The sequence below is a fragment of the Pseudomonas sp. FP2338 genome (assembly GCF_030687515.1).
Classification (GTDB): Bacteria; Pseudomonadota; Gammaproteobacteria; order Pseudomonadales; family Pseudomonadaceae; genus Aquipseudomonas; species Aquipseudomonas salomonii.
The window spans coordinates 3,137,359-3,161,296 of record NZ_CP117436.1 but is presented as its reverse complement, the minus strand read 5'-3'; the positions used below and the strand labels follow the sequence as shown (position 1 = coordinate 3,161,296).

Annotated in this window: 22 protein-coding genes and 1 pseudogene; 10 read left to right on the top strand and 13 right to left on the bottom strand. The window is 60.7% G+C overall.

What is annotated here, in order from left to right; genetic code table 11:
• Nucleotides 1-14: 14 nt before the first annotated feature.
• A complete protein-coding gene (locus PSH96_RS14220; protein ID WP_305459849.1) occupies nt 15-650 on the bottom strand; it encodes a hypothetical protein in 636 nt (211 codons plus the stop codon).
• A gap of 462 nt (nt 651-1,112) precedes the next feature.
• Between PSH96_RS14220 and PSH96_RS14215 the strand changes: the two genes are divergently transcribed.
• Nucleotides 1,113-2,435, top strand: a complete 1,323-nt coding sequence (locus tag PSH96_RS14215) for an OprD family porin (protein WP_305459847.1) — start codon at nt 1,113-1,115, stop codon at nt 2,433-2,435.
• A gap of 78 nt (nt 2,436-2,513) precedes the next feature.
• Here the strand turns inward: PSH96_RS14215 and PSH96_RS14210 are convergent, their stop codons facing one another.
• Entirely contained in the window at nt 2,514-3,311 is a 798-nt protein-coding gene (locus PSH96_RS14210) for a hypothetical protein (protein WP_305459845.1), read from the bottom strand.
• A 148-nt stretch (nt 3,312-3,459) separates the two neighbouring features.
• Between PSH96_RS14210 and PSH96_RS14205 the strand changes: the two genes are divergently transcribed.
• Entirely contained in the window at nt 3,460-3,840 is a 381-nt protein-coding gene (locus tag PSH96_RS14205; RefSeq protein ID WP_017135617.1) for a RidA family protein, read from the top strand.
• A 210-nt stretch (nt 3,841-4,050) separates the two neighbouring features.
• The gene (locus PSH96_RS14200; protein ID WP_305459843.1) at nt 4,051-6,030 is read left to right on the top strand and encodes a U32 family peptidase; all 1,980 of its coding nucleotides are present in this window, start codon (nt 4,051-4,053) and stop codon (nt 6,028-6,030) included.
• On the opposite strand, the gene PSH96_RS14195 is transcribed toward PSH96_RS14200, so the two are convergent.
• Nucleotides 6,008-6,913: a DMT family transporter gene (locus PSH96_RS14195; RefSeq protein WP_305459841.1), complete on the bottom strand. Its 906-nt coding sequence runs from the start codon at nt 6,911-6,913 to the stop codon at nt 6,008-6,010. The genes PSH96_RS14200 and PSH96_RS14195 overlap by 23 nt on opposite strands.
• A gap of 109 nt (nt 6,914-7,022) precedes the next feature.
• On the opposite strand from PSH96_RS14195, the gene PSH96_RS14190 reads away from it, so the two are divergent.
• The 3 genes from PSH96_RS14190 to PSH96_RS14180 all read left to right on the top strand — a co-directional run bounded on the left by PSH96_RS14190 (nt 7,023) and on the right by PSH96_RS14180 (nt 9,419).
• Nucleotides 7,023-7,463 (top strand): Lrp/AsnC family transcriptional regulator, encoded by a 441-nt coding sequence (locus tag PSH96_RS14190; RefSeq protein WP_305459839.1) that lies wholly within the window; start codon nt 7,023-7,025, stop codon nt 7,461-7,463.
• Nucleotides 7,464-7,564: 101 nt separating this feature from the next.
• Nucleotides 7,565-8,422: an NmrA family NAD(P)-binding protein gene (locus PSH96_RS14185; RefSeq protein WP_305459837.1), complete on the top strand. Its 858-nt coding sequence runs from the start codon at nt 7,565-7,567 to the stop codon at nt 8,420-8,422.
• Nucleotides 8,423-8,960: 538 nt separating this feature from the next.
• A complete protein-coding gene (locus PSH96_RS14180) occupies nt 8,961-9,419 on the top strand; it encodes a transposase (RefSeq protein WP_305459835.1) in 459 nt (152 codons plus the stop codon).
• A 216-nt stretch (nt 9,420-9,635) separates the two neighbouring features.
• Here PSH96_RS14180 and xylB read toward each other — a convergent pair whose 3' ends face one another.
• The 5 genes from xylB to PSH96_RS14155 are packed head-to-tail and all read right to left on the bottom strand — an operon-like array spanning nt 9,636 to nt 15,586.
• Nucleotides 9,636-11,090, bottom strand: coding sequence for a xylulokinase (gene xylB / locus PSH96_RS14175; RefSeq protein ID WP_305459833.1), 1,455 nt, complete (start codon nt 11,088-11,090; stop codon nt 9,636-9,638).
• Between the two features lie 7 nt (nt 11,091-11,097).
• Nucleotides 11,098-12,099, bottom strand: a complete 1,002-nt coding sequence (locus PSH96_RS14170) for a LacI family DNA-binding transcriptional regulator (RefSeq protein WP_305459831.1) — start codon at nt 12,097-12,099, stop codon at nt 11,098-11,100.
• Nucleotides 12,100-12,117: 18 nt separating this feature from the next.
• Nucleotides 12,118-13,050 carry an ABC transporter substrate-binding protein gene (locus PSH96_RS14165; RefSeq protein WP_056860049.1) on the bottom strand — a complete coding sequence of 311 codons (933 nt, stop codon included), beginning with the start codon at nt 13,048-13,050 and terminating at the stop codon, nt 12,118-12,120.
• Between the two features lie 33 nt (nt 13,051-13,083).
• The gene (locus tag PSH96_RS14160) at nt 13,084-14,061 is read right to left on the bottom strand and encodes a ribose ABC transporter permease (protein WP_305459828.1); all 978 of its coding nucleotides are present in this window, start codon (nt 14,059-14,061) and stop codon (nt 13,084-13,086) included.
• A complete protein-coding gene (locus PSH96_RS14155) occupies nt 14,054-15,586 on the bottom strand; it encodes a sugar ABC transporter ATP-binding protein (protein WP_305459826.1) in 1,533 nt (510 codons plus the stop codon). Before PSH96_RS14155 ends, PSH96_RS14160 begins: the two co-directional genes overlap by 8 nt.
• A gap of 377 nt (nt 15,587-15,963) precedes the next feature.
• Here PSH96_RS14155 and PSH96_RS14150 point away from each other — a divergent pair, with 377 nt between their 5' ends.
• Genes PSH96_RS14150 through PSH96_RS14140 form a run of 3 tightly spaced genes read left to right on the top strand, consistent with a single transcriptional unit; the run spans nt 15,964 to nt 18,932 of the window.
• Nucleotides 15,964-17,292, top strand: a complete 1,329-nt coding sequence (locus PSH96_RS14150) for a HAMP domain-containing sensor histidine kinase (protein WP_305459824.1) — start codon at nt 15,964-15,966, stop codon at nt 17,290-17,292.
• Complete coding sequence (locus tag PSH96_RS14145; protein WP_305459822.1) at nt 17,292-17,675, top strand: response regulator; 384 nt, start codon at nt 17,292-17,294, stop codon at nt 17,673-17,675. The genes PSH96_RS14150 and PSH96_RS14145 overlap by 1 nt, the downstream gene beginning before the upstream one ends.
• A gap of 9 nt (nt 17,676-17,684) precedes the next feature.
• Entirely contained in the window at nt 17,685-18,932 is a 1,248-nt protein-coding gene (locus PSH96_RS14140; RefSeq protein WP_305459820.1) for an EAL domain-containing response regulator, read from the top strand.
• Nucleotides 18,933-19,086: 154 nt separating this feature from the next.
• On the opposite strand, the gene PSH96_RS14135 is transcribed toward PSH96_RS14140, so the two are convergent.
• Nucleotides 19,087-20,085, bottom strand: coding sequence for a succinylglutamate desuccinylase/aspartoacylase family protein (locus tag PSH96_RS14135; RefSeq protein WP_305459818.1), 999 nt, complete (start codon nt 20,083-20,085; stop codon nt 19,087-19,089).
• Between the two features lie 90 nt (nt 20,086-20,175).
• On the opposite strand from PSH96_RS14135, the pseudogene PSH96_RS14130 reads away from it, so the two are divergent.
• A pseudogene (locus PSH96_RS14130) lies at nt 20,176-20,715 on the top strand (TetR/AcrR family transcriptional regulator); the annotation flags it as partial.
• Here PSH96_RS14130 and PSH96_RS14125 read toward each other — a convergent pair.
• Genes PSH96_RS14125 through PSH96_RS14110 form a run of 4 tightly spaced genes read right to left on the bottom strand, consistent with a single transcriptional unit; the run spans nt 20,671 to nt 23,930 of the window.
• Nucleotides 20,671-21,669, bottom strand: a complete 999-nt coding sequence (locus PSH96_RS14125; protein ID WP_305459816.1) for a DMT family transporter — start codon at nt 21,667-21,669, stop codon at nt 20,671-20,673. The pseudogene PSH96_RS14130 and the gene PSH96_RS14125 overlap by 45 nt on opposite strands.
• Nucleotides 21,666-22,364, bottom strand: coding sequence for an ABC transporter permease (locus PSH96_RS14120; RefSeq protein ID WP_305459814.1), 699 nt, complete (start codon nt 22,362-22,364; stop codon nt 21,666-21,668). Before PSH96_RS14120 ends, PSH96_RS14125 begins: the two co-directional genes overlap by 4 nt.
• Nucleotides 22,365-22,371: 7 nt before the next feature.
• The gene (locus PSH96_RS14115; protein ID WP_056859985.1) at nt 22,372-23,076 is read right to left on the bottom strand and encodes an ABC transporter permease; all 705 of its coding nucleotides are present in this window, start codon (nt 23,074-23,076) and stop codon (nt 22,372-22,374) included.
• Nucleotides 23,076-23,930, bottom strand: coding sequence for a transporter substrate-binding domain-containing protein (locus PSH96_RS14110; RefSeq protein ID WP_305459812.1), 855 nt, complete (start codon nt 23,928-23,930; stop codon nt 23,076-23,078). Before PSH96_RS14110 ends, PSH96_RS14115 begins: the two co-directional genes overlap by 1 nt.
• Nucleotides 23,931-23,938: the final 8 nt, after the last annotated feature.

Below are 23,938 nucleotides of genomic sequence, written 5' to 3'. Positions count from 1 at the left end.
CGGTGCGGGCTGCTTCAATCAATCCTCCAGCGTTCCCCGCGATTATTGCCCGTGCCTTTGTAGCCGCCCTCCCCATCCGGCTCCCAGCCGCCGCCCGCATTCAAGCCGGTGCCGATAAAACCACCGCGACCATCGGATTCAAGCCCCCGGCCCTCGTTCTTGCCGGTGCCTATATAGCCGCCGCGACCATCGGACTTGTACCCACGCTTGCGGTACTCACCGCTGCCCTCATACCCGCCGTTGCCATCAGAGCGCCAACTGGCGCCTGAAGCCTTGCCGTCGCCACGGAAATAGCCCTTGCCGTCAGACCGGTAGTCCTCACCCGCGTTAAAGCCTGTGCCCTTGTAGCCGCCCGAGCCATCCGGGCTGAACCCTCGGCCATTGTTGTAGCCGATGCCTCTGAGGCCACCGTCATCAGCGGGAATATAGCCTTTGCCCATATTTTTACCGGTGCCCCTGAGCGAACCATCCTTTTGCAACTCATAGTCACCGCCCAGGTTTCCCCCAGTGCCTCTAAGACCGCCGCGGCCGTCCGGCTCATAGCCGTTGCCTGTGTTGATGCCGGTGCCAATAAAACCTTCGGCTGCCAGTGCGCTGGCGCTTAGTCCCAATAAAACAGCGGCGAGCAGGATGTGTGACGCTTTTTTCATGAGGCCTCTGGTCCTTTCAGAGAGGATGATGGGCGTCATGATAGGGCATGGGCTTTGCGCCGCAAGTGCAACAGTCTTGTTACAAATAAATAATTAGACGCGCGCAGCCATATCGCCACTATTTATGGCGAGTTTCAAGTATCAACTTTTTATATAAGGATTAAAAAATCCGCCACAGAGCCTGCGGCGGCAAACCAAAGGTTTTGTCGAAGCAGAGCGGCTAAGACCTTATCAACGCTACACCCGTAGAAAATTAAAAGAGGTGAAGTTTAATTAATCGAGTTTAATCCGCGCCACCGCTGCAGCCCTCGAAAAATATGATAAAAATCGGCTTCGACAACCACGTCGAGCACAATAAAAACAGCATTACGCTCACCTGAAATATCTGCCATACAACCTTAAGCGCACTCCAAGCATGCGGTGTTTCTGTGCACGCGTTAATTATTCCGGGGAAGTAACAACATGATCAAACAGTGGAGCCTGTTAACGCTGGCGGTGTGCGCCAGTATCAGCCAAGCGGCCCTCGCCGAGTCAGTCAGCGACCAGGCCGATTCCAAAGGTTTTATCGACGGCAGTAGCATTACCGGGTTGTTGCGCAACTATTACTTCGACCGCGACCGCCAAAGTGGCAAGGCCGACAACCGCGACTGGACCCAAGGCGCGATGCTCAACTACGCCTCGGGCTTTACCCAGGGCACCATCGGTTTTGGTGTGGATGCCTACGCCTACGGCGCGATGAAACTCGATGCCACCCACGCCGATGCAGGCACCGGTGAATTGCCGACCAACCGCAATGGCGACCCGGAAAATGGCTATGGTTCGGTGGGCGCTGCGGTGAAGATCAAGGTTTCCAAGACCCAGCTCAAATTCGGTGACATGCAACCCACCGCGCCGGTATTCGCCACCGGCGGCACGCGCATTCTGCCGCAGACCGCCACCGGGTTTGACCTGACCAGCAGCGAAATCGCAGGCCTGGACCTGGAAGCCGGGCACTTCACCAGCACCAACAGCGGCATGACCAGCAACCATGACCATGATATCTACGCGACCTACGCCAACGTGGCGGCGAACAGCGCAAGTTTTGTCGGCGGCAAATACACTTTCACCCCATCGTTGAGCGCGACCCTGTATGCCGGCGAGCTGGAGGACATCTGGCGCCAGTACTACACCAACCTCAACTACGTCATCGCGCTGGGGCATGACCAATCACTGGCGCTGGACGGCAACCTGTACCGCACCCTCGACACCGGCAGCGCCAAGGCCGGGGCCATCAACAACACCACCTACTCGGTGGCGGCGGCCTACTCGTTCCTGGCGGCGCATACCCTGACGCTGTCGTTCCAGAAAGTCCACGGCGACACGCCGTTCGACTACATCGGCACCGGCAACAACGGCGCGGGCGAAGGTGGCGACTCGGTGTTCCTCGCCAACTCGATCCAATGGGGCGACTTCAACGGCCCGGGCGAACAGTCGTGGGGCATTCGTTATGACCTGAATATGGCCAGCTACGGCGTACCGGGCCTGAGCTTCATGACCCGCTACGTCAACGGCTCGGACATCAACGGCACCCACACCCCCACCAACAGTGCCTACGCCGGCGACTATGGCGCCGACGGCGACCACCACGAGACCGATGTGGAAGCCAAATACGTGCTGCAAAGCGGCCCGGCGAAGAACCTGTCGTTTCGTGTGCGTGACGCCATGGTTTCATCCAACGCCGACCAACGCGACGGCAAGTTGAATGAACTGCGGGTGATCGTCGACTATCCGTTTACCCTGTTGTAAGTGACTTGGATGCGCGGGCCGATGGTTTCGTGGCCCGCGCAGACCGGTCTGGGGCTGTGCAGCACGTTTTCAAACGTCTCACGACCTGACAATGAACCCGCTGTAATCGGTGGACGGCTGCATTTCATAGTAAGTCTGCTGAGCATTGAGCGTAGGAACAGGACCATGCAGGAATAATCTTACGTGCTGGCCACTGGTCCAGCCTTCAGCCACAGGGTCATTGGGTTTGATTTTCACCCGGATGGGCACGGGCTTATTGGCTGTCTCGAACTTCAGCCAAGTCACGACCAAGATGGCTTTGTCCAGGACAGTGGCAGTCGCTTGGGCATACATGACCTTCTGATCACATCCCAGCAGCGCAATGTTCTTTTGGGATGCGTTCATCTGAGCGAAAGCGTCGAAGTAAGTCCGTTGTTGCCCGGCGATCGATAACGGCACTTGCTGATGTTTACTCACTGACATTGCGGACCATGCGTCTACCACTTCGGCCAATGTGCCCGGGTGCATGGCAGGCGCCTTACTTACCTGCGCTACCAAAGCTTGCTTTTGCATCTGCGAAGGCTTGGCTCCTTTACGTCGCTTGGCCAGTTTGCCCAGATGAGTGGGAATCAACGGCGGCGCTATATGGGCAGGTCTTGGAGTGAGTTGCACAGGAACGTCGGACGCTTGAGTTTTCTCCTTTTCGTGGGCGCAGCCCGGCTCGTGTGAATTCAGGGCTTTGAAAAAAAAGTTATTCCTTTTCGAAATTGAAGCTACAACTTCTTCAAGGCAACAATCGCAAAAATAGAAGAGTTCTCTGTCGCTATGGGCAAAGCTGGCTGACACCTTCGCATCCATGTCCCAGCACACTGCCACCGTCATCAGTTCTTTTGCCATTAGGTGTGCTTCCGTTCACTTAACGTTGTTTAGCACACCAGCTTACCCATCAACGTTGTGAACGACCACCGCAACGGACGCCGTGACCTTGCCGTCCCCTGTGTTTAAACTGCGCGCCAACGTTCGTTCAAACTTTTATGAGGCGCCCATGGCCAACCACGACCTGTCCTTCACCCCCGACCCGGATGCCGATTCCATCTCCAGCGACGTCATCGGTTTCAATGGCATCCTGGTTTCCACCCAAATCCCCACTCACGCCGACGGCAGCCTGGAACTGGGCGATATCACCCTGCAAAGCGAATGCACCCTGCAAGCGCTGAAGGTCGCGCTGGAGAAAGCCGGCAGCTCCATGGACCGGGTGATGCACCTGACCATCTACCTCACCGACATGGCTGACCGCGCGGCATTCAACGAAGTCTACAAACGCTTTTTCGCCAAGCCCTGGCCTGTGCGTGCAGCCGTTGGCGTGGCTGCGTTGGCGGTAGAAGGCATGCGTGTGGAAGTCACCGCGATGGCAGCCAAAGCCTGAGTTCCAAGCCACAGCACACATCCACTGTGGGAGCTGGCTTGCCTGCGATGGCATCACCTCGGTGTGCCTGATGGACCGAGTTGCCTGCATCGCAGCGATGCGGCGACCCGACAAGCCAGTTCCTACATGGCAGCCCTGCGGTAGATGCCGGTCAGGCATTTCACAGCTACAATGCGCGCCTCAACCGTGACAAGCCTGACTAAAAAAACTATGTCCTTGCCCAAGCACCACCTGGAATTGCTCAGCCCCGCCCGTGATGTCGCCATTGCGCGCGAGGCGATCTTGCATGGCGCCGACGCCATCTACATCGGCGGCCCAAGCTTCGGCGCACGCCATAATGCGTGCAACGAAGTGAGCGATATCGCTCAACTGGTCGAATTCGCCCGCCGCTACCACGCCCGCGTGTTCACCACCATCAACACCATCCTGCATGACAACGAGCTGGAACCTGCGCGCAAGCTGATCCATCAGCTCTACGACGCCGGTGTCGATGCCTTGATCGTGCAAGACCTGGGCGTGATGGAGCTGGATATTCCGCCCATCGAGCTGCACGCCAGCACCCAGACCGATATCCGCACCCTGGCCCGCGCCAAGTTTCTCGACCAGGCCGGTTTTTCGCAGTTGGTATTGGCCCGTGAGCTGAACTTGCAAGAGATCCGTGCGATCGCCGACGAGACCGATGCCGCCATCGAGTTCTTCATCCACGGCGCCCTGTGTGTGGCGTTCTCCGGGCAGTGCAATATTTCCCACGCGCAAAATGGCCGCAGCGCCAACCGTGGCGACTGCTCCCAGGCCTGCCGCCTGCCCTACACCTTGAAAGATGACCAGGGCCGCGTCGTGGCCTTTGAAAAGCACCTGCTTTCGATGAAAGACAACAACCAGAGCGCCAACATCCGCGCCCTGGTCGAAGCCGGCGTGCGCTCGTTCAAGATCGAAGGGCGCTACAAGGACATGGGCTATGTGAAAAATATCACCGCCTATTACCGCCAGCGCCTTGACGACGTGCTTGAAGACCGCCCGGACCTGGCCCGCGCCTCCAGCGGCCGTACTGCGCACTTCTTCCTGCCCGACCCGGAAAAAACCTTCCACCGGGGCAGCACCGACTATTTCGTCACCGACCGCAAGGTCGACATTGGCGCTTTCGATACCCCGACCTTTACCGGCCTGCCGGTGGGTGTAGTGGAAAAAGCCGGCAAGCGTGACCTGCAGGTGGTCACCCATGAGCCGCTGTCCAATGGCGATGGCCTCAATGTGTTGGTCAAGCGCGAGGTTGTGGGTTTCCGTGCGAACATCGCCGAAGCCAAGGGCGAGTTTGAGGAAGACGGCCAAAAGCGCTATCGCTACCGCGTCGAGCCAAATGAAATGCCGGCCGGCTTGCACCAGCTGCGCCCGAACCATCCGCTGAACCGCAACCTCGACCACAACTGGCAACAAGCGCTGCTCAAAACCTCCGCCGAGCGCCGCATCGGCCTGGCCTGGGTGGCACGCCTGCGTGAAGACCAGCTTGAAGTCACCGCCACCAGCGAAGAAGGCATCAACGCCAGCGTCACCCTGCCCGGCCCGTTTGGCGTGGCCAACAAGCCGGAACAGGCGCTCGACACCCTGCGCGATCTGCTTGGCCAACTCGGCACCACCGAATACCACGCCACGCACATCGAGCTGGATGCGCCGCAGGCGTTCTTCATCCCCAACTCGCAACTCAAGGCCTTGCGCCGTGAAGTGATCGAGGCATTGACTGCCGCACGCGTTGCCGCGCACCCGCGTGGCGGGCGTAAAGCTGAAACCTCGCCGCCGCCGGTGTACCCGGAAGCGCACCTGTCGTTCCTGGCCAACGTCTACAACCAGAAGGCCCGCGACTTCTACCACCGTCACGGCGTCAAGCTGATCGACGCCGCCTTCGAAGCCCACGAAGAAACCGGCGAAGTGCCGGTGATGATCACCAAACACTGCCTGCGTTTCTCGTTCAACCTGTGCCCTAAACAGGCCAAGGGTGTGACCGGCGTGAAAACCAAGGTGGCGCCGATGCAGTTGATTCACGGCGATGAAGTGCTGACCCTCAAGTTCGACTGCAAGCCGTGCGAGATGCACGTGGTGGGCAAGATCAAGGGGCATATCCTTGGGTTGCCGCAGCCGGGCAGCAAGGTGGAGCATTTCAACCCGGAAAACATCATCTTTCAGGGTACGCACTAGCGCTTGGGACGCGGGGCCACCACCAGCCCCGCTGCAACCCCGCTGCCGCCAGCAGGATTGCGGCCACACCCAGCCATTGCAGCCAGCCCAGGCGATGGCCGAACGCAATCCAGTCGACGAAAATCGCCGCAATCGGATAGATAAACGACAGTGCCCCGGTGATGGCAGTGGGCAGTTTCTGGATCGCGCCGTACAACAACACGTACATCAAACCGGTGTGCACCACGCCCAGCGTGACCAGCGCGGCCCAGGCAGTTGGCGCTGTCGGCAGGCTGTTCCAAGGCACCAACGGCGCCAGCAGTAATGCGCCGGTTGTCACCTGGATCAACGCCATCAAATGCGGCGGCACTTCCTTCAGGCGCTTGATGATCAGCGCGGCAACCGCATATAAAAACGCCGCGCCCAGGGCCAGGGCGATACCCGCCAGGTAATCAGCGCCACCGCTTTGCTGCTCGCCATGGGCGGTGACAATCGCCAACATGCCGAGGAACGCGACGCTCAACCACGCGAGTTTCCGTACGGTGAGTTTTTCCCCCAGAAACACCGCAGCCAGCATCACCAACATAAACGGCTGCACGTTGTACACCGCCGTGCTGATAGCAATGGACGCGTGGGAATAGGACTCGAACAACAGCAGCCAATTGCCGACGATGGCCACGCCACTGAGCATCGCCAAGCCGAACTTGGCCCAGGTGAGCAGTTCCAGGCGCAGATAACCCAGCAATGCGCAGACCAGCAACAAGGCCACTGCGCCGATCACGCAGCGCCAGAACACCACCTCGATCACCGATACACCAGAGACCAATACAAACCAGCCAATGGTGCCCGAGATCAGCATGGCGGCGACCATTTCCCACGACCCGCGACGGATAGATGTGTCCACGATGAAAGCTCCTCAAGTGAGGCACAATTATGGCAATCTGCTGCTTAAGAGCTCCAGCGACTAAAAAAGGCAAAAACCTATATTCACCTTTTGTTATTAGGCAGACAGAATGATTGACACCATCGACCAGCAACTGATCAGCGCCTTGATGGACGACTCGCGCCTGTCGCTCAAGGCCTTGGCGGGCATTACCGGGCTGTCATCGCCCAGCGTCGGCGAACGCTTGCGGCGCCTTGAAGAACGCGGCGTGTTGACCCACTACACGGTTGATATCGACCCCAGGCATTTTGGCTACCTGCTGCAAGCCATCGTGCGCATCCGCCCCTTGCCGGGCAAGTTGCAGGAGGTGGAGCGCCAGATTCAGGCGATCCCCGAGTTCACCGAGTGCGACAAGGTCACGGGTGACGACTGCTTTATCGCGCGCCTGCATGTGCGCACCATGGACCAGCTCGACAGCCTGCTCGACCGCCTCAACGCTTATGCCGAAACCAATACGGCCATCGTCAAGAAAACTCCGGTAAAACGCCGTTTGCCGCCCCTGGAGGATTAGTGATTTTGCGTCACTAACGCAGTGACGCAATCGCTATTCTGTCATCACTGGCCGATCTTTATGCTGGGCTCCACTCAATGGAAACCACAGGTATAAAGCTCATGTATGTGATTACGGGTATTACCGGCAAAGTCGGCGGCGCCCTCGCGCGCAACCTCATCAAAGCCGGCCAGCCGGTGCGCGCGGTGATGCGCGATGCGGGCAAAGCCGCTTTTTGGGCCGATCAAGGGTGCGAAGTGGTGTTTGCGCAGATGGATGACGCGCAGGCGTTAACCGAAGCGTTCAAGGGCGCAACCGGCGTGTTTATCCTGCCACCACCCGGGTTTGATCCGCAGCCTGATTTCCCCGAAGCTCGAGCGGTGATTGCCGCCGTCAGCCAGGCGCTGCAGGCGGCCACGCCGAAAAAGGTGCTGTGCCTGTCGACCATCGGCGCCCAGGCCACAGAGGTCAACCTGCTGACCCAACGCACCCTGATGGAACAGGCCCTGGGCGCGCTACACATCCCGGTCACCTTCCTGCGCCCTGCCTGGTTTATGGAAAATGCGCTGTACGACCTGATCTCCGCGCGTGAAACCGGTGTGATCCACAGCTTTCTGCAACCTCTGGACAAGGCGGTGCCCATGATCGCCACGGCGGATATCGGCACTCTCGCCGCGCAACTGCTGCAACAGGAGTGGGCCGGCCATCGGGTGGTTGAACTGGAAGGCCAGTGGGTCAGCCCCAACGACATCGCCCAGGGCTTGTCGCAGGTACTCGACCGCGACGTGCACGCTGAGGCGGTGGCGCGTGAGACTTGGAAGGCATTGTTGCACGCCCAGGGCGCCCAGAACCCATTGCCACGTATGCGCATGGTCGATGGGTTCAATGAAGGTTGGATCTGTTTTGAACATAAGCAGGTGCTTAAAGGGCAAACATCGTTGCTGACGGTGTTGCGCGAACTGGCTGACAACACCCACTGAGAAAACAGGCTCCCTGTGGCAAACACGCTCCCTGTGGCGAGCAGGCTTGCCCTGCGCTGGGCTGCGCAGCAGCCCCAAAACACTCACCGCGTATTTCCAGGGGTATTGCATCGTCAGGTACAGGGGCCGCTGCGCGCCCCAACGCAGGGCAAGCCTGCTCGCCACGGTAGGATTGGTCGACGGGTTTAAAGCGTGAGCAGGTGCTTAAAGGAGAAACATCGTTGTGCGTGAACTGGCCGATAGCACCGCTGATTTTCGCAAACACGCTTCCTGTGGCGAGCAGGCTTGCCCTGCGCTGGGCTGCGCAGCAGCCCCAAAACACTCACCGCGTATTTTCAGGTGTATTGCATGGTCAGGTACAGGGGCCGCTGCGCGCCCCAACGCAGGGCAAGCCTGCTCGCCACAACAGGCCTGTTCGCCACAGGAAATCGGTTCAACACGGGGATGGGCGTAGAAATATCGGGACACGCAAGTGTTCCGGGCTGGGACGATTGCGCTGCTAGCGTCAAAGCTTCTTATTCATGCAAGGAACAACGGAGTGTGTCCTCAACCCAATTCCCATCTGTTACGTCGTGGCCGCTATTCAGAAAATGGTCGAGCGTATTTGGTCACTGCCGTGGTGCATCAGCGTCTGCCCTTGTTTCGGGATTTTCAGCTGGGCCGTTTGTTGGTCGCAGAATTTAAACGAACTCACGAAGCGGGCCTGGTCAACTCACTGGCGTGGGTGGTGATGCCGGATCATTTTCATTGGTTGTTCGACCTGAACAACTCAACACTGCGCGATGTGATGCGCCAGGCCAAGTCACGCAGCACGCTCAGTATCAATCGAACGCGCGGCAGTCGAGAAAGATTCTGGCAGCGTGGTTACCATGACCGCGCCGTTCGAGCCGATGAAGATGTTCTGAAAATGGCCCGCTACATCATCGCTAACCCGCTAAGAGCCGGGCTGGTGGAACACATTGGCGATTATCCGTTATGGGATGCGGCCTGGTTATAAAACCGGCTTACTGGATGCACCGACCTGTTCTAGCAATCAGCATCCCTGTGGCGAGCAGGCTTGCCCTGCGTTGGGCTGTGCAGCAGCCCCAAAACAGCCACCGCGTATTTCCAGGTGTATTGCGTCGTCAGGTATAGGGGCCGCTTCGCGGCCCAGCGCAGGGCAAGCCTGCTCGCCACTACAAGCCTGCTCGCCACAAAAGCTGTGTTCGCCGTGTTAGTCGTGCAGCGCTTTTGCAGCAGTCAGCAAGCCTTGAAATTTGCAATACCGGACCTTCAGCGTCGTTTGTTGCCGAGCATCCGGTCTGTAGCGCATCTTCACACTCATCCCCGCCGCCAACAGGTCTATACCGATCGCCATAAACCCCAACTTCGCCGCCCCCACACACACGCTCAATTCACTGCCCTGCAGCGTGAAGATCTCCCGCTGCAGAATGTTGGCCAGCAACTGCGCCCAATACTCACTCCGGGCCCCGCCGCCGACCAAGGCGCAGGCGGTCACGTCGGCACCGGTCGATTGCACCGCACGCAGCGCATCGAGCAGGCCGAAACCTACGCCCTCCATCACTGCATAACCGAGCATCGCCGGGGTGCAGTCGTGGCCCAGGCTCATAAACCCAGCGCGCAATAACGGGTCGTTGTGCGGCGTGCGTTCACCGGCCAGGTACGGCAGAAACAACGGCGTCGACAGCGGCACCGGCTGCTCGATGGGCAACTGCGCCTGCACCTGGTCAAGCAGAGTCTGCTCATCCGGCATGCCGGTGAGCCGCGTCACCCAGCGCAAACAACTGGCCCCGGCGAGCATGGCGCCCATGGTGTACCAGCGGTTGGGCAAGGCGTGGCAGAAGCTGTGCACGGCACTGGCCGGGTTGCCGGTGGCGTGGTCGGTGATGGCGACAATGGCCGCGCTGGTGCCCAGGGTGATAAAGCCGTCACCGGCGTTGACCGCGCCAATACCCACCGCCGCCACCGGGTTATCGCCGCCGCCTCCGGCAATCACCACCTCGGGCGACAGGCCCAACCCGCTGACATTCAGGACCCCACTCGCCGCACCGCCTTCCACCAGCCGGGGCATTTGCGCAGGCGAAAGCCCCGTGGCGTGGAGCATCGGCGCAAACCATTCACGCTGCGCTACGTCCAGCCACAGGGTGCCGGCGGCATCCGACATGTCGCTGATGCGCTCGCCCGTCAGGCACAACCGCAGGTAATCCTTGGGCGACAGCACACACTTAATCGCCTTGAAGACTTCGGGTTCGTGCTGCTGTAACCACAGCAGTTTGGGCGCCGTGAGCCCGGCCATCGGCAGGCTGCCGGTGGTGTCGGCAAAGCCGCTGCCCAGTTGCTCGGCCTGGGCCACTGCGCGCGCGTCATCCCACAGGATGGCCGGGTACAGCACACGATTATCCTTGCCCAGCAACACCGCGCCGTGCATCTGCCCGGACAGGCCGATACACGCCACACGCGCAAATGCCGCATGCTCACGTAACTGCGCCAGCGCCTGCAAACAGGCCTGCCACCAGTCTTCGGGGGCCTGCTCGGACCAGCCGCTGTGGCGTCGTGAAACACTCAGGCGCACACCGGCGTGGGCCAGCACGCTGCCATCGACGTCCATCAGGATCGCCTTGAGCTCTGAAGTGCCGAGGTCTATGCCGAGGGAAACAGGGTTGCGCATATGTAAGTTATTCCACTTCAATACAACCACAGGAGTCACGCCGCTGCAGGCTCGGCGCCAGGCGCACGCTTTGGGTGGGTGCGCCGGGCGTGGCCATGCGTTGCAGCAGCATATGCACCGCGCGGGCGCCCAGCTCCTTGACCGGCTGGGCGATCAGGGTCAGGCGTGGCACGAAGAAATCCGCCCAGTCAAAGTCATCAAAGCCCACCAGGGCCATCTGGCCGGGCACCTCAATGCGCGCATCACGCAGGGCATGCATGGCACCCAGCGTCATCAGGTTATTGCCGGCCATGATTGCCGTGGGTGGCACCGGTAACGCCAACAACTGCGCGGTTGCTTGCCGCGCAGGCTCGCTGTTGGAACCGCCGTTGACCAGTAACTGTGGGTCGAACACCAGCCCCGCGGCCTGTAACGCCGCACGGTAACCGGCCACGCGTTCATCGGTAGTGCTCAGCCCTTCGCGCCCGGCAATAAAGCCGATGCGCCGGTGCCCATGTTCAACCAAGTGTGCGACCAGCGCCTGGGTGGACTGAGTGTTCTCCACCCCGACCTGATCAAACTGCGCGCTCATCATGCGGTCTACCAGCACCGTCGGCATCTCATTGGCCTGCAGATAGGCCAAGGCGCTGGAGCCGGTCGACGGCGCCAATAAAATCCCGTCGACCCGCCGGTGATGCAGCGCCGTGACCACCCGCAACTCCTGCTCCGGGTCGTCGTGCGGGTCGGCAAACAGCATCATGTAGCCGTGGCGAACGCACTCGGTTTCAATCGCTTGCACGGTTTCGCTGAAGTAATGGTTGGACAACGCCGAGATCGCCACGCCAATGGTATTGGTGCTCGAACGCGCCAGCGAGCGCGCCAGGGTGTTGGGGATATAGCCCAACGCCTGAATCGCGCGCTGCACCGCCTGCACCGTGACCGGGCTGACCTTGCGGGTGCCGTTCAACACGTGGGACACGGTCGAGGTGGACACCCCGGCCCGGCTTGCCACGTCATCCATGGTGACCACGATGCTTTCCCCTTTGACTCAATGTTTGCTCGACCAGCCGCTGTACGTCGCAACGTTGTCGCGGGTGATCAGTTTTGGCGTGAGCAGGGTAACCGCTTCGGCCGGGGCTTTGTCATTGAGAATGTCATTGCCGACGTTGACGGCAGTCTGGGCCATTGCCCAAGGGTCCTGGCTGGCAGAGGCCTGGATCTGGGTGTCGGTCTTCAGCGCGTTTTCGATATCCGGCGCACCGTCTACCGAGGTAATGATAATGCCGCTGCGCTTGAGCTGTTTGGCCGCCAGGTCGCTGCCGATGGCTTGCGGGTCATTGATCGCGAACAAGCCATCGATTTTCGGGAAGCGCGTGAGGTAACCCTGCATCACATTCAAGCCCCCTTCCCGTGAGCCTTTGCCGTCCTGGTCATCGGACAGCACCTTGATATCCGGTGCACCGGCCAATGCCGCCTTGCAGCCTTTGACGCGGTCGGTCACGGCGGTCACTTGCGGGCCGTTCTGGATAATCACATTGCCCTTGCCCGCCAGCTTGTCCACCAGGAACTGGCAGGCCAGCTTGCCGGCTTCGACGTTGTCGGTTTGCACCGTGGCGTTTACGCCTTTGGCGTCCACATCCACCGCCACCACTACAATGCCGGCATCCCTGGCTTTCTTGATCGCCGAGGCCATGGCCGATGGGTCGACGGCATTGAGCAGGATCAGGTCGACCTTGGATGAGATGAAGTTGTCGATCTGGGAAAACTGCTTGCTCAAGTCATAGTCGGCCGACACCGATGTCACTTTCACAGCGGGGTTCAGCTCTTTGGCCCGCGCAGTGGCTCCGTCGGCCAGGGTCACGAAATACGGGTTGCCCAGCGAGCCCATGCTGATGCCCAGGGCTTTGAGTTCGCGGGCTTCGACGCCATGGGACATCAGGGCAGCCAAGGCCATAACGGGAAAGATACGTTTGAAGTTCATACCGGTCTCTCTTGTGATTGTTGTTGAGGTGAATCAGGTACGTGCGCCGGACTGGCGATAGCGATCCAGCGCCACTGCGCCGATGATCACGATGCCCTTGATGATGTACTGCCAGATATCCGATACCCCCAGCAGCACCAGGCCGTTGGTGAGCACCGCGATAATCAGTGCGCCGATCAGCGTGCCGCCGATGGTGCCCACGCCGCCGGTAAAACTGGTGCCACCCAGGATCACCGCGGCAATAGCGTCCAGTTCATAGGATTGCCCCAGTTGCAGACCGTTGGCGGCGAACAGGCGCGAAGCACTCATCACGGCGCCAAGCCCGGCCAGTGCGCCGGACATGGCATACACAAACAGCAGCACTTTCCACACCTTGATGCCCGACAGCCGCGCCGCTTCCGGGTTGCCGCCCACCGAATAGATCTGCACGCCCATCACGGTGCGGCGCAATATGAACCACGACAACAGCACCACGGCCACGGCGATGATCACCAGCCACGGCACGCCGAGCACGGAGTCATTGCCGATAAACGCAAACGGCAGGTCGGGGTTGAACACGGTTTTGTCATCGGCCAGCAAACGCGCCAAGCCACGCATGGCCGTCAGCGCCCCCAGGGTGACGATAAACGGCGGCAGCCGCATGAACGCGATCAGCCCGCCGTTGACCAAGCCCAGCAACAGACCAAAACCAATGCCCGCCGCAATCCCGAACATGCCGAACTGCGGCGACATCGAAGCCTGCAAGGCCACCACCGCAGACGCCGCCAGAATCGCGCCCACTGACAGGTCAATACCCGCCGTCAGGATCACAAAGGTCATGCCCGCCGCCAGCACCACATTCACCGAGGCTTGCTGGGTGATGATCGACAGGTTCTGCACCGTGAGGAAATTCTCGCTGGCCAGGGCAAAGCCCACCAGCAGCAAGACCAGCACAGGCAGCATGCCGACGGTGCGCATCAGCTCACGCACGCGTTCGGCCTTGCCGGTTGTTGCACTCATTGAATCAGCCATGGGCAGCCACCTGATCGCCACCAGTGGCGAGGTCGATAATTCGTTCCTGGGAAATGACGTGGCCTGAAGCCCCGCCGACTTCAGCCACTAATTGGCCTTCGCGCATGATCAGCACACGGTCGCAGGTGCCGATGATTTCCGGCAGCTCGCTGGAGATCACCACAATGCCCACACCGGCCAGCGCCAGTTGATTGATGATGCGGTAGATCTCGGACTTGGAGCCGATGTCCACGCCACGGGTGGGTTCGTCGAGGATCAGCACATGCGGCTTGACCTCCAGCAGCCGCGCCAACAGCACCTTTTGCTGATTGCCACCGGACAGCGCGCCAACATTGACCTTGCCCGACGCCACGCGAATCGACAGCGACCTGATCGCATCGTTAGCGCGTTGCGCCGCGTGCCCACGGTCCAGCACGCCACCGGCATGTGCATCCGGCACACAGGCGCACACGTTGATGTTGTCGGCCACGCTCATGTCCAGGAACAGGCCTTGAGCCTTGCGGTCTTCGGTGAGGTACACGACCCCTGCGCGAATCGCATCCGCCGGGTTTCGCAGTTGGGTGACGGTCTTGCCGACCACTTCCAGGGCGCCGGACGTGCGCGGGTCGGCGCCGAAGATCAGCCGTGCCAGTTCGGTGCGCCCTGCCCCGACCAGCCCGGCAATGCCCAGTACTTCACCGGCGTGCAGGTCGAAGCTGCAATTGCGCACGCGCTTGCCGTCAGCCATATCGCGCACGCGCATCACCACATTGCCGGGGTTATACGCGGCATGTTCCTTCTTGTAGAAGCCTGACAGGTCGCGGCCGACCATCATCTTTACCAGCACGTCGGCCGACAGCGCATCGCGGGTCAGTTCGCCGATGTACTGGCCGTCGCGCAGCACCGAGACCCGGTCCGACAACTCGTAGATCTCGGCCATGCGGTGGCTGATATAGATGATCGCCAGGCCCTGGCTGCGCAGTTGTTTGATCAAGGCAAACAGGCGGTCGGTTTCACGCGATGACAGCGGCGTGGTCGGCTCGTCCATCACCAGAATGCGTGCATGGGCATGCAGGGCGCGGGCGATTTCGACCAATTGGCGCTCGGCAATCGACAGGCTGCTGACGGGCGTCGCGGGTTTGAACTCGGCGCCCAGGCGTTGCAGCACTTCGATGCAGCCTTCTTGCATGCCCTTGCGGTCGATGGTCCAACCACGCCGCAGTTCACGGCCCAGGTAGATGTTCTCGGCCACGCTGAGGTTCGGGCACAGGCTCAGTTCCTGGTAGATCACGGCGATGCCGAGGGTCTTTGCAGTGGCGGGGTCGAAGGTGGCGACGGGCTGGCCGTCGATGCGGATTTCGCCGCCGGGGTCGGCCTGGTAAGCGCCGGAGAGGATTTTCATCAAGGTCGACTTGCCGGCGCCGTTCTCACCCATCAAGGCGTGAATTTCACCGGGGTAAACCTTCAGGCCGACATTCTTGAGCACGCGCAAACCATTGAAGGTTTTGCTGATGCCCTGCATCTCAAGCAAGGGTTCAAGGCTCATGGATGAGCTCCTGGATTTATTATTTTTGTAATCGAGTGTTGCCGACTCTATGTCAGATGCATTTGCACACGCAAGCGCTTGCGTGAGCATTTTTTCGTTTGATTAAACGTTTCATCACGTGCAAAACGCTGAGATGCATGTCAGGCGCGGCCAGATGAAATGAATTTTAAAGCCCCCCGGAATCATCCCCCGCGTTGATCTATCCGTTTGAAGGCAGAAAGTTTCCGGAGGGACGCTTCCAGCCTTCGAATCGCCATAATCTCTGCTATTGTCCAAAGACCTCATCTCCTCCTTATCGCTTCAACGCGATCTTCTGTGAGCATGCTCTGCGACACCGCCGCGCCGGTGTCGGACCTGAATGTCACGGAAACCAAGCGATGGACTCAGCCTTACCCGACCCGCCGCAATCGCGCGCAGAAAAGATCGTCGAATTCAAACGCCAGAAAACCCTGCTCAAGACCGGCGCACTGCAAGACGCCATCTTCAACAGCGCGTATTTCTCCAGCATCGCCACTGACGAAAAAGGCGTGATCCAGATCTTCAACGTCGGCGCTGAACGCATGCTCGGCTATGCCGCTGTTGACGTGGTCAACCGCATTACTCCCGCCGACATCTCCGACCCCGCCGAGTTGATCACCCGCGCCGCCGCCCTCAGCCAGGAACTCGACACGCCCATCACCCCAGGCTTCGAAGCCCTGGTATTCAAGGCCTCGCGGGGCATCGAAGACATCTATGAGCTGACCTATATCCGCAAGGACGGCAGTCGCCTGTCGGCCATGGTCTCGGTCACGGCCTTGCGCAATCGCCACGATACGATCATCGGCTACCTGTTGATCGGCACCGACAACACGGCGCGCAAGCAGGAAGAACTCGAGCGCCAGGGCTTTGAACGCGCCCTGGAAGAAAAGAACCTGGAGCTGGAACACGCCAACCATATGAAGTCCGAGTTCCTCGCCACCATGTCCCACGAATTGCGCACCCCGCTGAACGCCGTAATCGGCTTTTCCGAGGCGCTCAAGGACGGGCTGGTGGGCGACATGAGCGACATCCAGCGCGAATACATCGGCGATATTTTCAGCAGTGGCCAGCACTTGCTGTCGCTGATCAACGACATTCTCGACCTGTCCAAAGTCGAGGCCGGGATGATGGACCTGGAACTGGAGCCGGTTGAACTCGCAGGCTTGCTGGCCAACAGTTTGCTGATCGTGCGCGAAAAAGCCGCGCTGCAACGCATCCAGCTGAAACTGGACAGCCAGGGTGACTTCGGCACCCTGGCGCTGGACCTGCGCAAGACCAAGCAGATCATCTACAACCTGCTGGCCAATGCGGTGAAGTTCAGCGCGCACGGCAGCTGCGTGACCCTGACCGTGCGTGAAGTCAGCCGCGATCAAGTCGGGCGGATTGCCGGCGACTGGCCCGTGCACAGCTTCGCCCTGTCACCCAGTGCGCAGCAGCAGTTCCTTGAATTGAGCGTCAGCGATACCGGTATCGGCATTGCCGTGGACAACATGGGCAAACTGTTCAAGGCCTTCAGCCAGATCGACAGCAGCCTGGCGCGCAAATTCGAAGGCACGGGCCTGGGCCTGGCAATGGTCAAGCAGTTGACCGAACTGCAGGGCGGTAGCGTGGCGGTGGCCAGCCAGCCCGACCTGGGCGCACGCTTTGTGGTGTGGTTGCCACTGCATCGCGCCAGGGAGGCAAGCTGATGGCCGACATCCTGATCGTCGAAGACAACGAGGCGAACATGCGCCTGGCGCGCCTGTTACTGGTCAATGCCGGGTACAACGTGCTGTGGGCCGCCGACGCCGAAACCGGCCTGACCCTGGCCCGCGAACAGCAACCGGCGCTGATCCTGATGGATATCCAATTGCCCGGCATGGACGGCCTGGCGGCAACGCGCTTGCTGAAACAAGACCCCCACACCGCGCACATCCCGGTGGTCGCCCTGACGGCCATGGCCATGAAGGAAGACTGCGAAAAAACCCGCCAGGCCGGCTGCGACGCGTATGTCAGCAAGCCCCTGAGCTACAAAGAGCTATACCGCGTGATCGCCACCCTGCTGCCCCCACACATCACATCCTCTGTATGAGTCCTCTCCATGGCCAGCTCACCCGCAACGCTGTTGATCGTTGATGACGAACCCCAGGTTCGCAAGCTGCTGGAAACCCTGCTGCAACATGAGGGCTACCAGACCCTGACCGCCAGCAGCGGCGAAGAAGCCTTGCAATTGGTGGCGCAGCAGCCGCCCGACTTGATCCTGCTGGACATCATGATGCCAGGCATGGACGGCTATGAAGTCGCCAGCCAACTCAAGGGCAATGCCACTACCGCGAACATCCCGATCATCATGCTCACGGCGCTCAGCGAGTCCGAGGCGCGGGTCAGTGGCTTGGAAACCGGTGCCGAAGAGTTCCTCAGCAAGCCGGTGGAGCACATCGAGTTATGGCTGCGGGTGCGCAACCTGCTGCGGCTCAAGGCCCATGGTGATCAATTGAAAACCCATAACCTGATGCTCGAACTGCAACTGCAGAATCAGACCCACGAAACCGTGCATGACCTGGCCCGCGAGGCGCTGGAAAACGACCTGCGCCTGGCGGTCGAGCGCAGCGATTTCACCCTGCATTACCAACCCAAGGTCGAGCTGGCCAGTGGTGCCGTGTGTGCCCTTGAAGCCCTGCTGCGCTGGGACCGCCCCGGCCATGGCGCGGTCTCGCCGGCAGTGTTTGTGCCGCTGCTGGAAAGCCTGGGCCTGATCGTGCCCGTCGGCCGCTGGGTCATCGACAACGTGTGCCGGCAGATCGCCGCATGGCAACGCAGCGACATTGGTGCGGTGGAGGTCTCGGTGAACGTCTCCGGGCATCAATTGATTGAAGGCGACCTGATTGCCGATATCGCCGCCAGCCTGGCAAAGACCGGCGTTGCGGCCCATTGGCTCGAGGTGGAACTGACCGAAAGCTCACTGATGGAAAACACCCAGCACACCATCGCCAGCCTGCAACGCCTGCGCGCGATGGGCGTGAAAATCTCCATCGACGATTTCGGCACCGGCTATTCCAGCCTGGCCTACCTGCGGCGCTTTGCGATCGACACGCTGAAAATCGACATTGCGTTTATCCGCGAAGTCACCAGCAACCCGCAGGACGCAGCCATTACCCGCACCATCATTGAATTGGCCCACAGCCTGGAATTGCGCGTGGTGGCCGAAGGCGTCGAGTCCCAGGCGCAACTGGCGTTTCTGAAGGCAGCCGGCTGCGATCAGATCCAGGGCTACTTGTTCAGCCGGCCGTTGCCGATGCAAGAGCTTGAGCGTTTGCTCCTGGAAAAACGCAGCCTGGAACGAGGCTGACGAACTGCAGCAGCCAGACTCCTGCGCATACGAGGGTAAATTGTGGGAGCGGGCTTGCCCGCGATGGCGGTGTATCAGTGAACGATGAGCTGGCTGACCTACCGCTATCGCGGGCAAGCCCGCTCCCACAAGGGTTATGTGTAGGTCTGGAGATCTAAGGGTCCAGCACCCCGCCGCTGTAGCTGTCCGACAAGCGTGTGCCGGTGAATTTGGCCACCACCGAACCCTGGGCCACCAGGCGCTCGCGGTGGCCTGTGACCCTGCGCCCGGTTTGTGCGGCATGCAAAACCACTTCCGAAGACGGGTCGCCAGGGCGGCCGATAATGCGCGCGAAACGCTCGCCCTCTTCAACCGGGTCACCCAGGTTTTTTTCAAACACCAGCACGCCGGCACAGGGCGCCAGGACGGTTTCCATGCAGCCCATGTCCACCACTTCGCCCTGCCATTCGCTGATCGCGGCGACTTCATCAATCACGCCATTGATGCACAGCCACGCCCACAGCCCGTCGGCATCTTGCTGCGCGAGCGCGTCGCTGACATCGGCTTGGCCGCGCAATTCGACCGTCGCGGCCAAGCGCGGTGCGCCATGGTTGATGATGGTTTCTTCAAAGGAGCCGTCACCACCTTCATCCCACACAATCACCACCTCGACCTGCAACGCGGCCGCCAGTGCCAGGCCGTGTTCGGGCCAGAAACTGCGATGAATGTAAAGGTACGGCAGGGCCTCATCGTCGGTGTGCAGGTCCAGCACCAGGTCGGCGTCGGCCGCCAACTGCACTAAACTTTTTTGCCATTGCGCCAGGTTGCTTGCCGGGCGTTCCATGGACAGGGAATGATCGAAGGCGCGGTTAAAGTTTTGCCCGGTAGCTTCATGGAAACGCCCGAGCAATTTGCCCTGGCGAAACTGGCCAATGCCAAAGGGGTTGGCCTGGGGCACCACAGTCACGCTGCCGCGCAAACGGCCCTGCGCCTGGCACACCTGCAAGCGCGGCAGCAGCTGGTGCAGCACCAGCATTCCGGCGATTTCATCGGCGTGTACGCCAGCCTGCAGGTGCACGTTGGGGCCACTGCCGTCGCCTTCAAAGCGCCAGGCGCCGATGTGCAGCGTGTTGCCGGCATCGCCTGGCACCTGCCACGAAAGGTCTTTTGCCATGCCTTGCCCTCCTCTGATCATTTAATCGCTAGAGATTGAACACACGTTCAATTAACCTGAGCACTCTGGTCTTACATCAAAGGCATCTCTGTGACTGTCGACCCTCCTAAACTGCGCCGCGCCGACCCCGATGAACGCCGTGACTTATTGGTTGCCGCGACCCTCACCTGCCTGGCCCGCGACGGCCACGCCGGGATTTCGGTGCGCCGCATCGCCGCCCAAGCCGGGGTGTCGGTGGGCTTGCTCAACCACCATTTCGGCAGCATCGACGCGTTGATCGCCGAGACTTACCACAAGCTCGCCAATGAGCTGACCAGCGCGTTATGGGCGCAAGTCGAGCTCGCCGAAGGCGCCGCCGCGCGTCTGGACGCGTTTCTACGCGCGTCGTTTTCGCCACGGGTGATGGACCCCGACCTGCTCGGTGTGTGGGTGGTGTTCTGGAGCCTGATCCGCCACTCGCCCCACGTAAACCAATCCCACGAAAACAGTTACCGCGCCTACTTGGCGTTGATCCAACAACTGCTGGACGACCTGGCCCGCAGCGAAAACCTCAAGATCCACGACAGCCATCTGGCGGCCATCGGCCTATCGGCGATGCTCGACGGGCTTTGGCTCGAGGGGTGTCTGAACCCCGGCACTTTCAGCCCCGCCAACGGGCTGCACATCTGTCGCTGCTGGGTACAGGGGTTGCGTCACGGAGCATTCGGCGCCGACCACGTCCTGTGATTCCGGGTGGCGGGCGCTGAGCATGGCCAGGGTGCCGCTGACCGCGATCAACACCGCGCCAATGATCAGCGACACATCCATCGACGTACCCCAGATCAGGCTCGACAGCAAAAACGCCCAAATCAACCCGGTGTATTCGAACGGCGCCAGCAAGGTCGCCGTGGCCCGACGGAAACTCGCAAACAACAAAAACTGGCCTATGCCGCCGACCAGACCTGCGGCCAGCATCCCCAGCCAGGCCGGGGTCGGCGCCGGGGTATGGGTCCAGGGCAAGGTCACCGCCATGCAAATCACGAACACCCCGTTGGTGATCAGCATCTGCTCCAGCACCGAGGTTGCCGGGTCGACCTGGCGCAGCTGGATATAGGTGAACGCCCAGCACAATGCCGCGGCCAACGTCAGCACGATAGGCACCGGATCGACCATGTTGTTCGGGCGACAAGCGATTACCACGCCGACAAAGCCGATGATCAGCGCCACCCATTGCCCACGGCTCGCACGCTCCTTGAGGATCAGCGCAGCCAGCAGCGTGACCATGATCGGCGCGGAGAAATACAAGGTGGTCATTTCCGCCAGGGTCAGGTCCTTGGCGGCGGTGTAATACAGCAACCACGCCAGCAGCGAGAGCAGCCCGCGAATGATCAGCAGCTTGCGGCTCACCGAGGTCCATGCCCTGCGCAACAGGCCCATGCGGCCGGCGATCACACAGGCGCCGACCACCACCAGGCTGCGCCAGAACAGAATGCTGAACACCGAGTAATCGGCCACCAGCCATTTGATCGCCGCGTCCTGCAACGCCAGGAACGCGTAGGCCAGTGAGCACAGGGCAATGCCCTGCAGCGCGCGGTCCTGTTTCATCCCGCCGACCTGCGCAGCGGCGTGCCGCGCCGTTCGGCGATGGCGTAGACGCCCTCGATCAGGAAGGTCAGGCACAGGTAAACGCTGGCCACCAGCAGCAAGGGTTGATAGATCTGCAAGGTCTGCGCACGCACGACGTTAGCCGCGCCCAGCAGGTCGACCACGGCGATGGTCGACGCCAGCGCGGTGGATTTGAGCAGCATCACCGTCTCACCGGCCAGGGTCGGCAAGAGCAGGCGCATCGCCCGTGGCAAGCGCACCCGCAGCAGCGCCTGACGCGGGGTCATGCCGAACGCCGAAGCGGCTTCCATCTCGCCCTTGGGCACCGCCAGCAGGCCACCGCGAATCACTTCACCGACATAGGCGCCCACTGACAGCACCAGGGCAAACACGATGTACCAGTAGCCGTCACGCAGGAACGGCCACACAAAGCTGCCCCGAATCATCGGGAACTGCGCGAACAGGCTGCCCAGGCCGTAGTAGAAAATGTAGATCTGGATCAGCAGCGGCGTACCGCGCAGCACGCTGGTGTAGGCCAGCGCACCGCGCGCCAGCCACTTACGGCGTGACAACCGTGCCAACGCCACCAGCACCGCCAGGGCAAAACCCAGTACGGCGCTGATCAACAGCAACGACAAGGTGGTCTGCAAGCCCTTGGCGATCAGCCCCGCGTAGTAACTTATCCACTCAGGCATGCGCGCCTCACTCGACAACCGGCATCCAGCGACGGATACGTCGCTCCAGGCGCCCGGACAGGTAGTTGGAAGCCAGCGTCACCAGGTAATACAAGGCGGCGGCCGTGAGGTAGAACAGCAAATAATGACGCGTGGAACCCGCCGCCTGCTTGGCGGTGTACAGCAGCTCGTTGGTGCCGACCACGCTGATCAAGGCACTGTCCTTGATCAGGTTGATCCACAGGTTGGACATGCCCGCCAGCGCGTACGGCGCCATGATCGGCAAGGTCACCCGGCGAAACAGGCCAACGCCGCTCAGGCCAAAGGCCCGCGCCGCTTCTATCTGGCCGTGGGGAATCGCCAGGATCGCAGCGCGGAAAATCTCCGAGGCATAGGCGCCCTGCACCAGCCCCAATACCAGGATCGCCACCAACGGCCCGCTGATGTTGACCTGGGCAAACCCCAGCCACAGCATCAAGGCGTTGAGGCCCATGGAGCCGGCGTAATACAGCAGCAGGATCAGCAGCAGTTCCGGCACCGCGCGAAACACCGTGGTGTAACCGCGCATCAACAGCGCAATCGGGCGCGGCGCACTGAGCTTGGCGCAGGCCACCACCAGGCCGATCAGCAAGCCCACGGCAAATGCGCCGACAGAGATTTGCAGGGTCATCCATAACCCTTTGAGCAGTGCGTTGCCCCATCCTTGGTCACCAAAGCTGAGGAGATCGAGCATTATTCGGTCTTCTGGGCGATTTGCTTGTAGGGGCTGTCACAGGTCTTGCTCACAAACGCCGGCGTGTCGCCGCGCTTGCACGGGCTGACCGACAGGCCGAAGTAGTGCTGGGACAAGTCGTCATAGTCCTTGCTCACCAGCAGTTCGCCGATGGCCTTGTCCAGGCGGGCCTTGAGCGCGGTGTCTTCCTTGCGCAAACCGGCACCGACGCCACGCCCGATAATCGGGTCGTAGGGCACGCTGGCGATATGCGCCAGGCCGCTGGCTTCCGGGGTCTTGACCATCATGGCGATGGCGGTGTCGTCGGCCATCATGTAGTCGATACGCCCGGCGATCAGGTCGGCATTCGCTGATTCCTGGGTGTCGTAGTACTTGAGGTCAGCGATATTTTCGTAATACTTCTTCAGGTAGTTGGCGCTGACCGTGGAGATCTGCACGCCGATCAGCTTGCCCTTGAGGCCTTCGGGGGTGATGTCCACCGTGGCGCCTTTGGGGCCTGCCACGCCCAGCAGTGAATCGTAATAGGCGCGGCTGAAGGCGATCTGTTTTTCACGCTCATCGGTCACCGACATCGAAGAGAAAATCACGTCGATTTTCTTCGCCAGCAACGATGGAATGATGCCGTCCCACGCCACTTCCTTGATCTGACACTCGGCTTTCATGCCTTCACACAGCTTGTGGATCAGGTCCACTTCAAAGCCCGACCACTGGCCGTTCCCACCTTTTACGGTGAACGGCGGATAGGGTTCGGCCGCCACCGCAAACACGATGGGTTTTTCTGCCGCCAGGGTAAAACCTGCGGTCAACATCAACACTGCACTGCCCAACCACGTTGCCATGCGTTTGCATTTCATGATTTGCC

Bases quoted from the DNA above. Each gene is read 5' to 3' on its own strand.
- PSH96_RS14210 (WP_305459845.1), bottom strand. From the start codon at position 3,311: ATGGCAAAAGAACTGATGACGGTGGCAGTGTGCTGGGACATGGATGCG.
- PSH96_RS14140 (WP_305459820.1), top strand. From the start codon at position 17,685: ATGGCCAGCTCACCCGCAACGCTGTTGATCGTTGATGACGAACCCCAG.
- PSH96_RS14120 (WP_305459814.1), bottom strand. From the start codon at position 22,364: ATGCCTGAGTGGATAAGTTACTACGCGGGGCTGATCGCCAAGGGCTTG.
- PSH96_RS14190 (WP_305459839.1), top strand. From the start codon at position 7,023: ATGATTGACACCATCGACCAGCAACTGATCAGCGCCTTGATGGACGAC.
- PSH96_RS14125 (WP_305459816.1), bottom strand. From the start codon at position 21,669: ATGAAACAGGACCGCGCGCTGCAGGGCATTGCCCTGTGCTCACTGGCC.
- PSH96_RS14155 (WP_305459826.1), bottom strand. From the start codon at position 15,586: ATGAGCCTTGAACCCTTGCTTGAGATGCAGGGCATCAGCAAAACCTTC.
- PSH96_RS14215 (WP_305459847.1), top strand. From the start codon at position 1,113: ATGATCAAACAGTGGAGCCTGTTAACGCTGGCGGTGTGCGCCAGTATC.
- PSH96_RS14115 (WP_056859985.1), bottom strand. From the start codon at position 23,076: ATGCTCGATCTCCTCAGCTTTGGTGACCAAGGATGGGGCAACGCACTG.
- PSH96_RS14165 (WP_056860049.1), bottom strand. From the start codon at position 13,050: ATGAACTTCAAACGTATCTTTCCCGTTATGGCCTTGGCTGCCCTGATG.
- PSH96_RS14135 (WP_305459818.1), bottom strand. From the start codon at position 20,085: ATGGCAAAAGACCTTTCGTGGCAGGTGCCAGGCGATGCCGGCAACACG.
- PSH96_RS14205 (WP_017135617.1), top strand. From the start codon at position 3,460: ATGGCCAACCACGACCTGTCCTTCACCCCCGACCCGGATGCCGATTCC.
- xylB (WP_305459833.1), bottom strand. From the start codon at position 11,090: ATGCGCAACCCTGTTTCCCTCGGCATAGACCTCGGCACTTCAGAGCTC.
- PSH96_RS14200 (WP_305459843.1), top strand. From the start codon at position 4,051: ATGTCCTTGCCCAAGCACCACCTGGAATTGCTCAGCCCCGCCCGTGAT.
- PSH96_RS14160 (WP_305459828.1), bottom strand. From the start codon at position 14,061: ATGGCTGATTCAATGAGTGCAACAACCGGCAAGGCCGAACGCGTGCGT.
- PSH96_RS14150 (WP_305459824.1), top strand. From the start codon at position 15,964: ATGGACTCAGCCTTACCCGACCCGCCGCAATCGCGCGCAGAAAAGATC.
- PSH96_RS14220 (WP_305459849.1), bottom strand. From the start codon at position 650: ATGAAAAAAGCGTCACACATCCTGCTCGCCGCTGTTTTATTGGGACTA.
- PSH96_RS14110 (WP_305459812.1), bottom strand. From the start codon at position 23,930: ATGAAATGCAAACGCATGGCAACGTGGTTGGGCAGTGCAGTGTTGATG.
- PSH96_RS14145 (WP_305459822.1), top strand. From the start codon at position 17,292: ATGGCCGACATCCTGATCGTCGAAGACAACGAGGCGAACATGCGCCTG.
- PSH96_RS14185 (WP_305459837.1), top strand. From the start codon at position 7,565: ATGTATGTGATTACGGGTATTACCGGCAAAGTCGGCGGCGCCCTCGCG.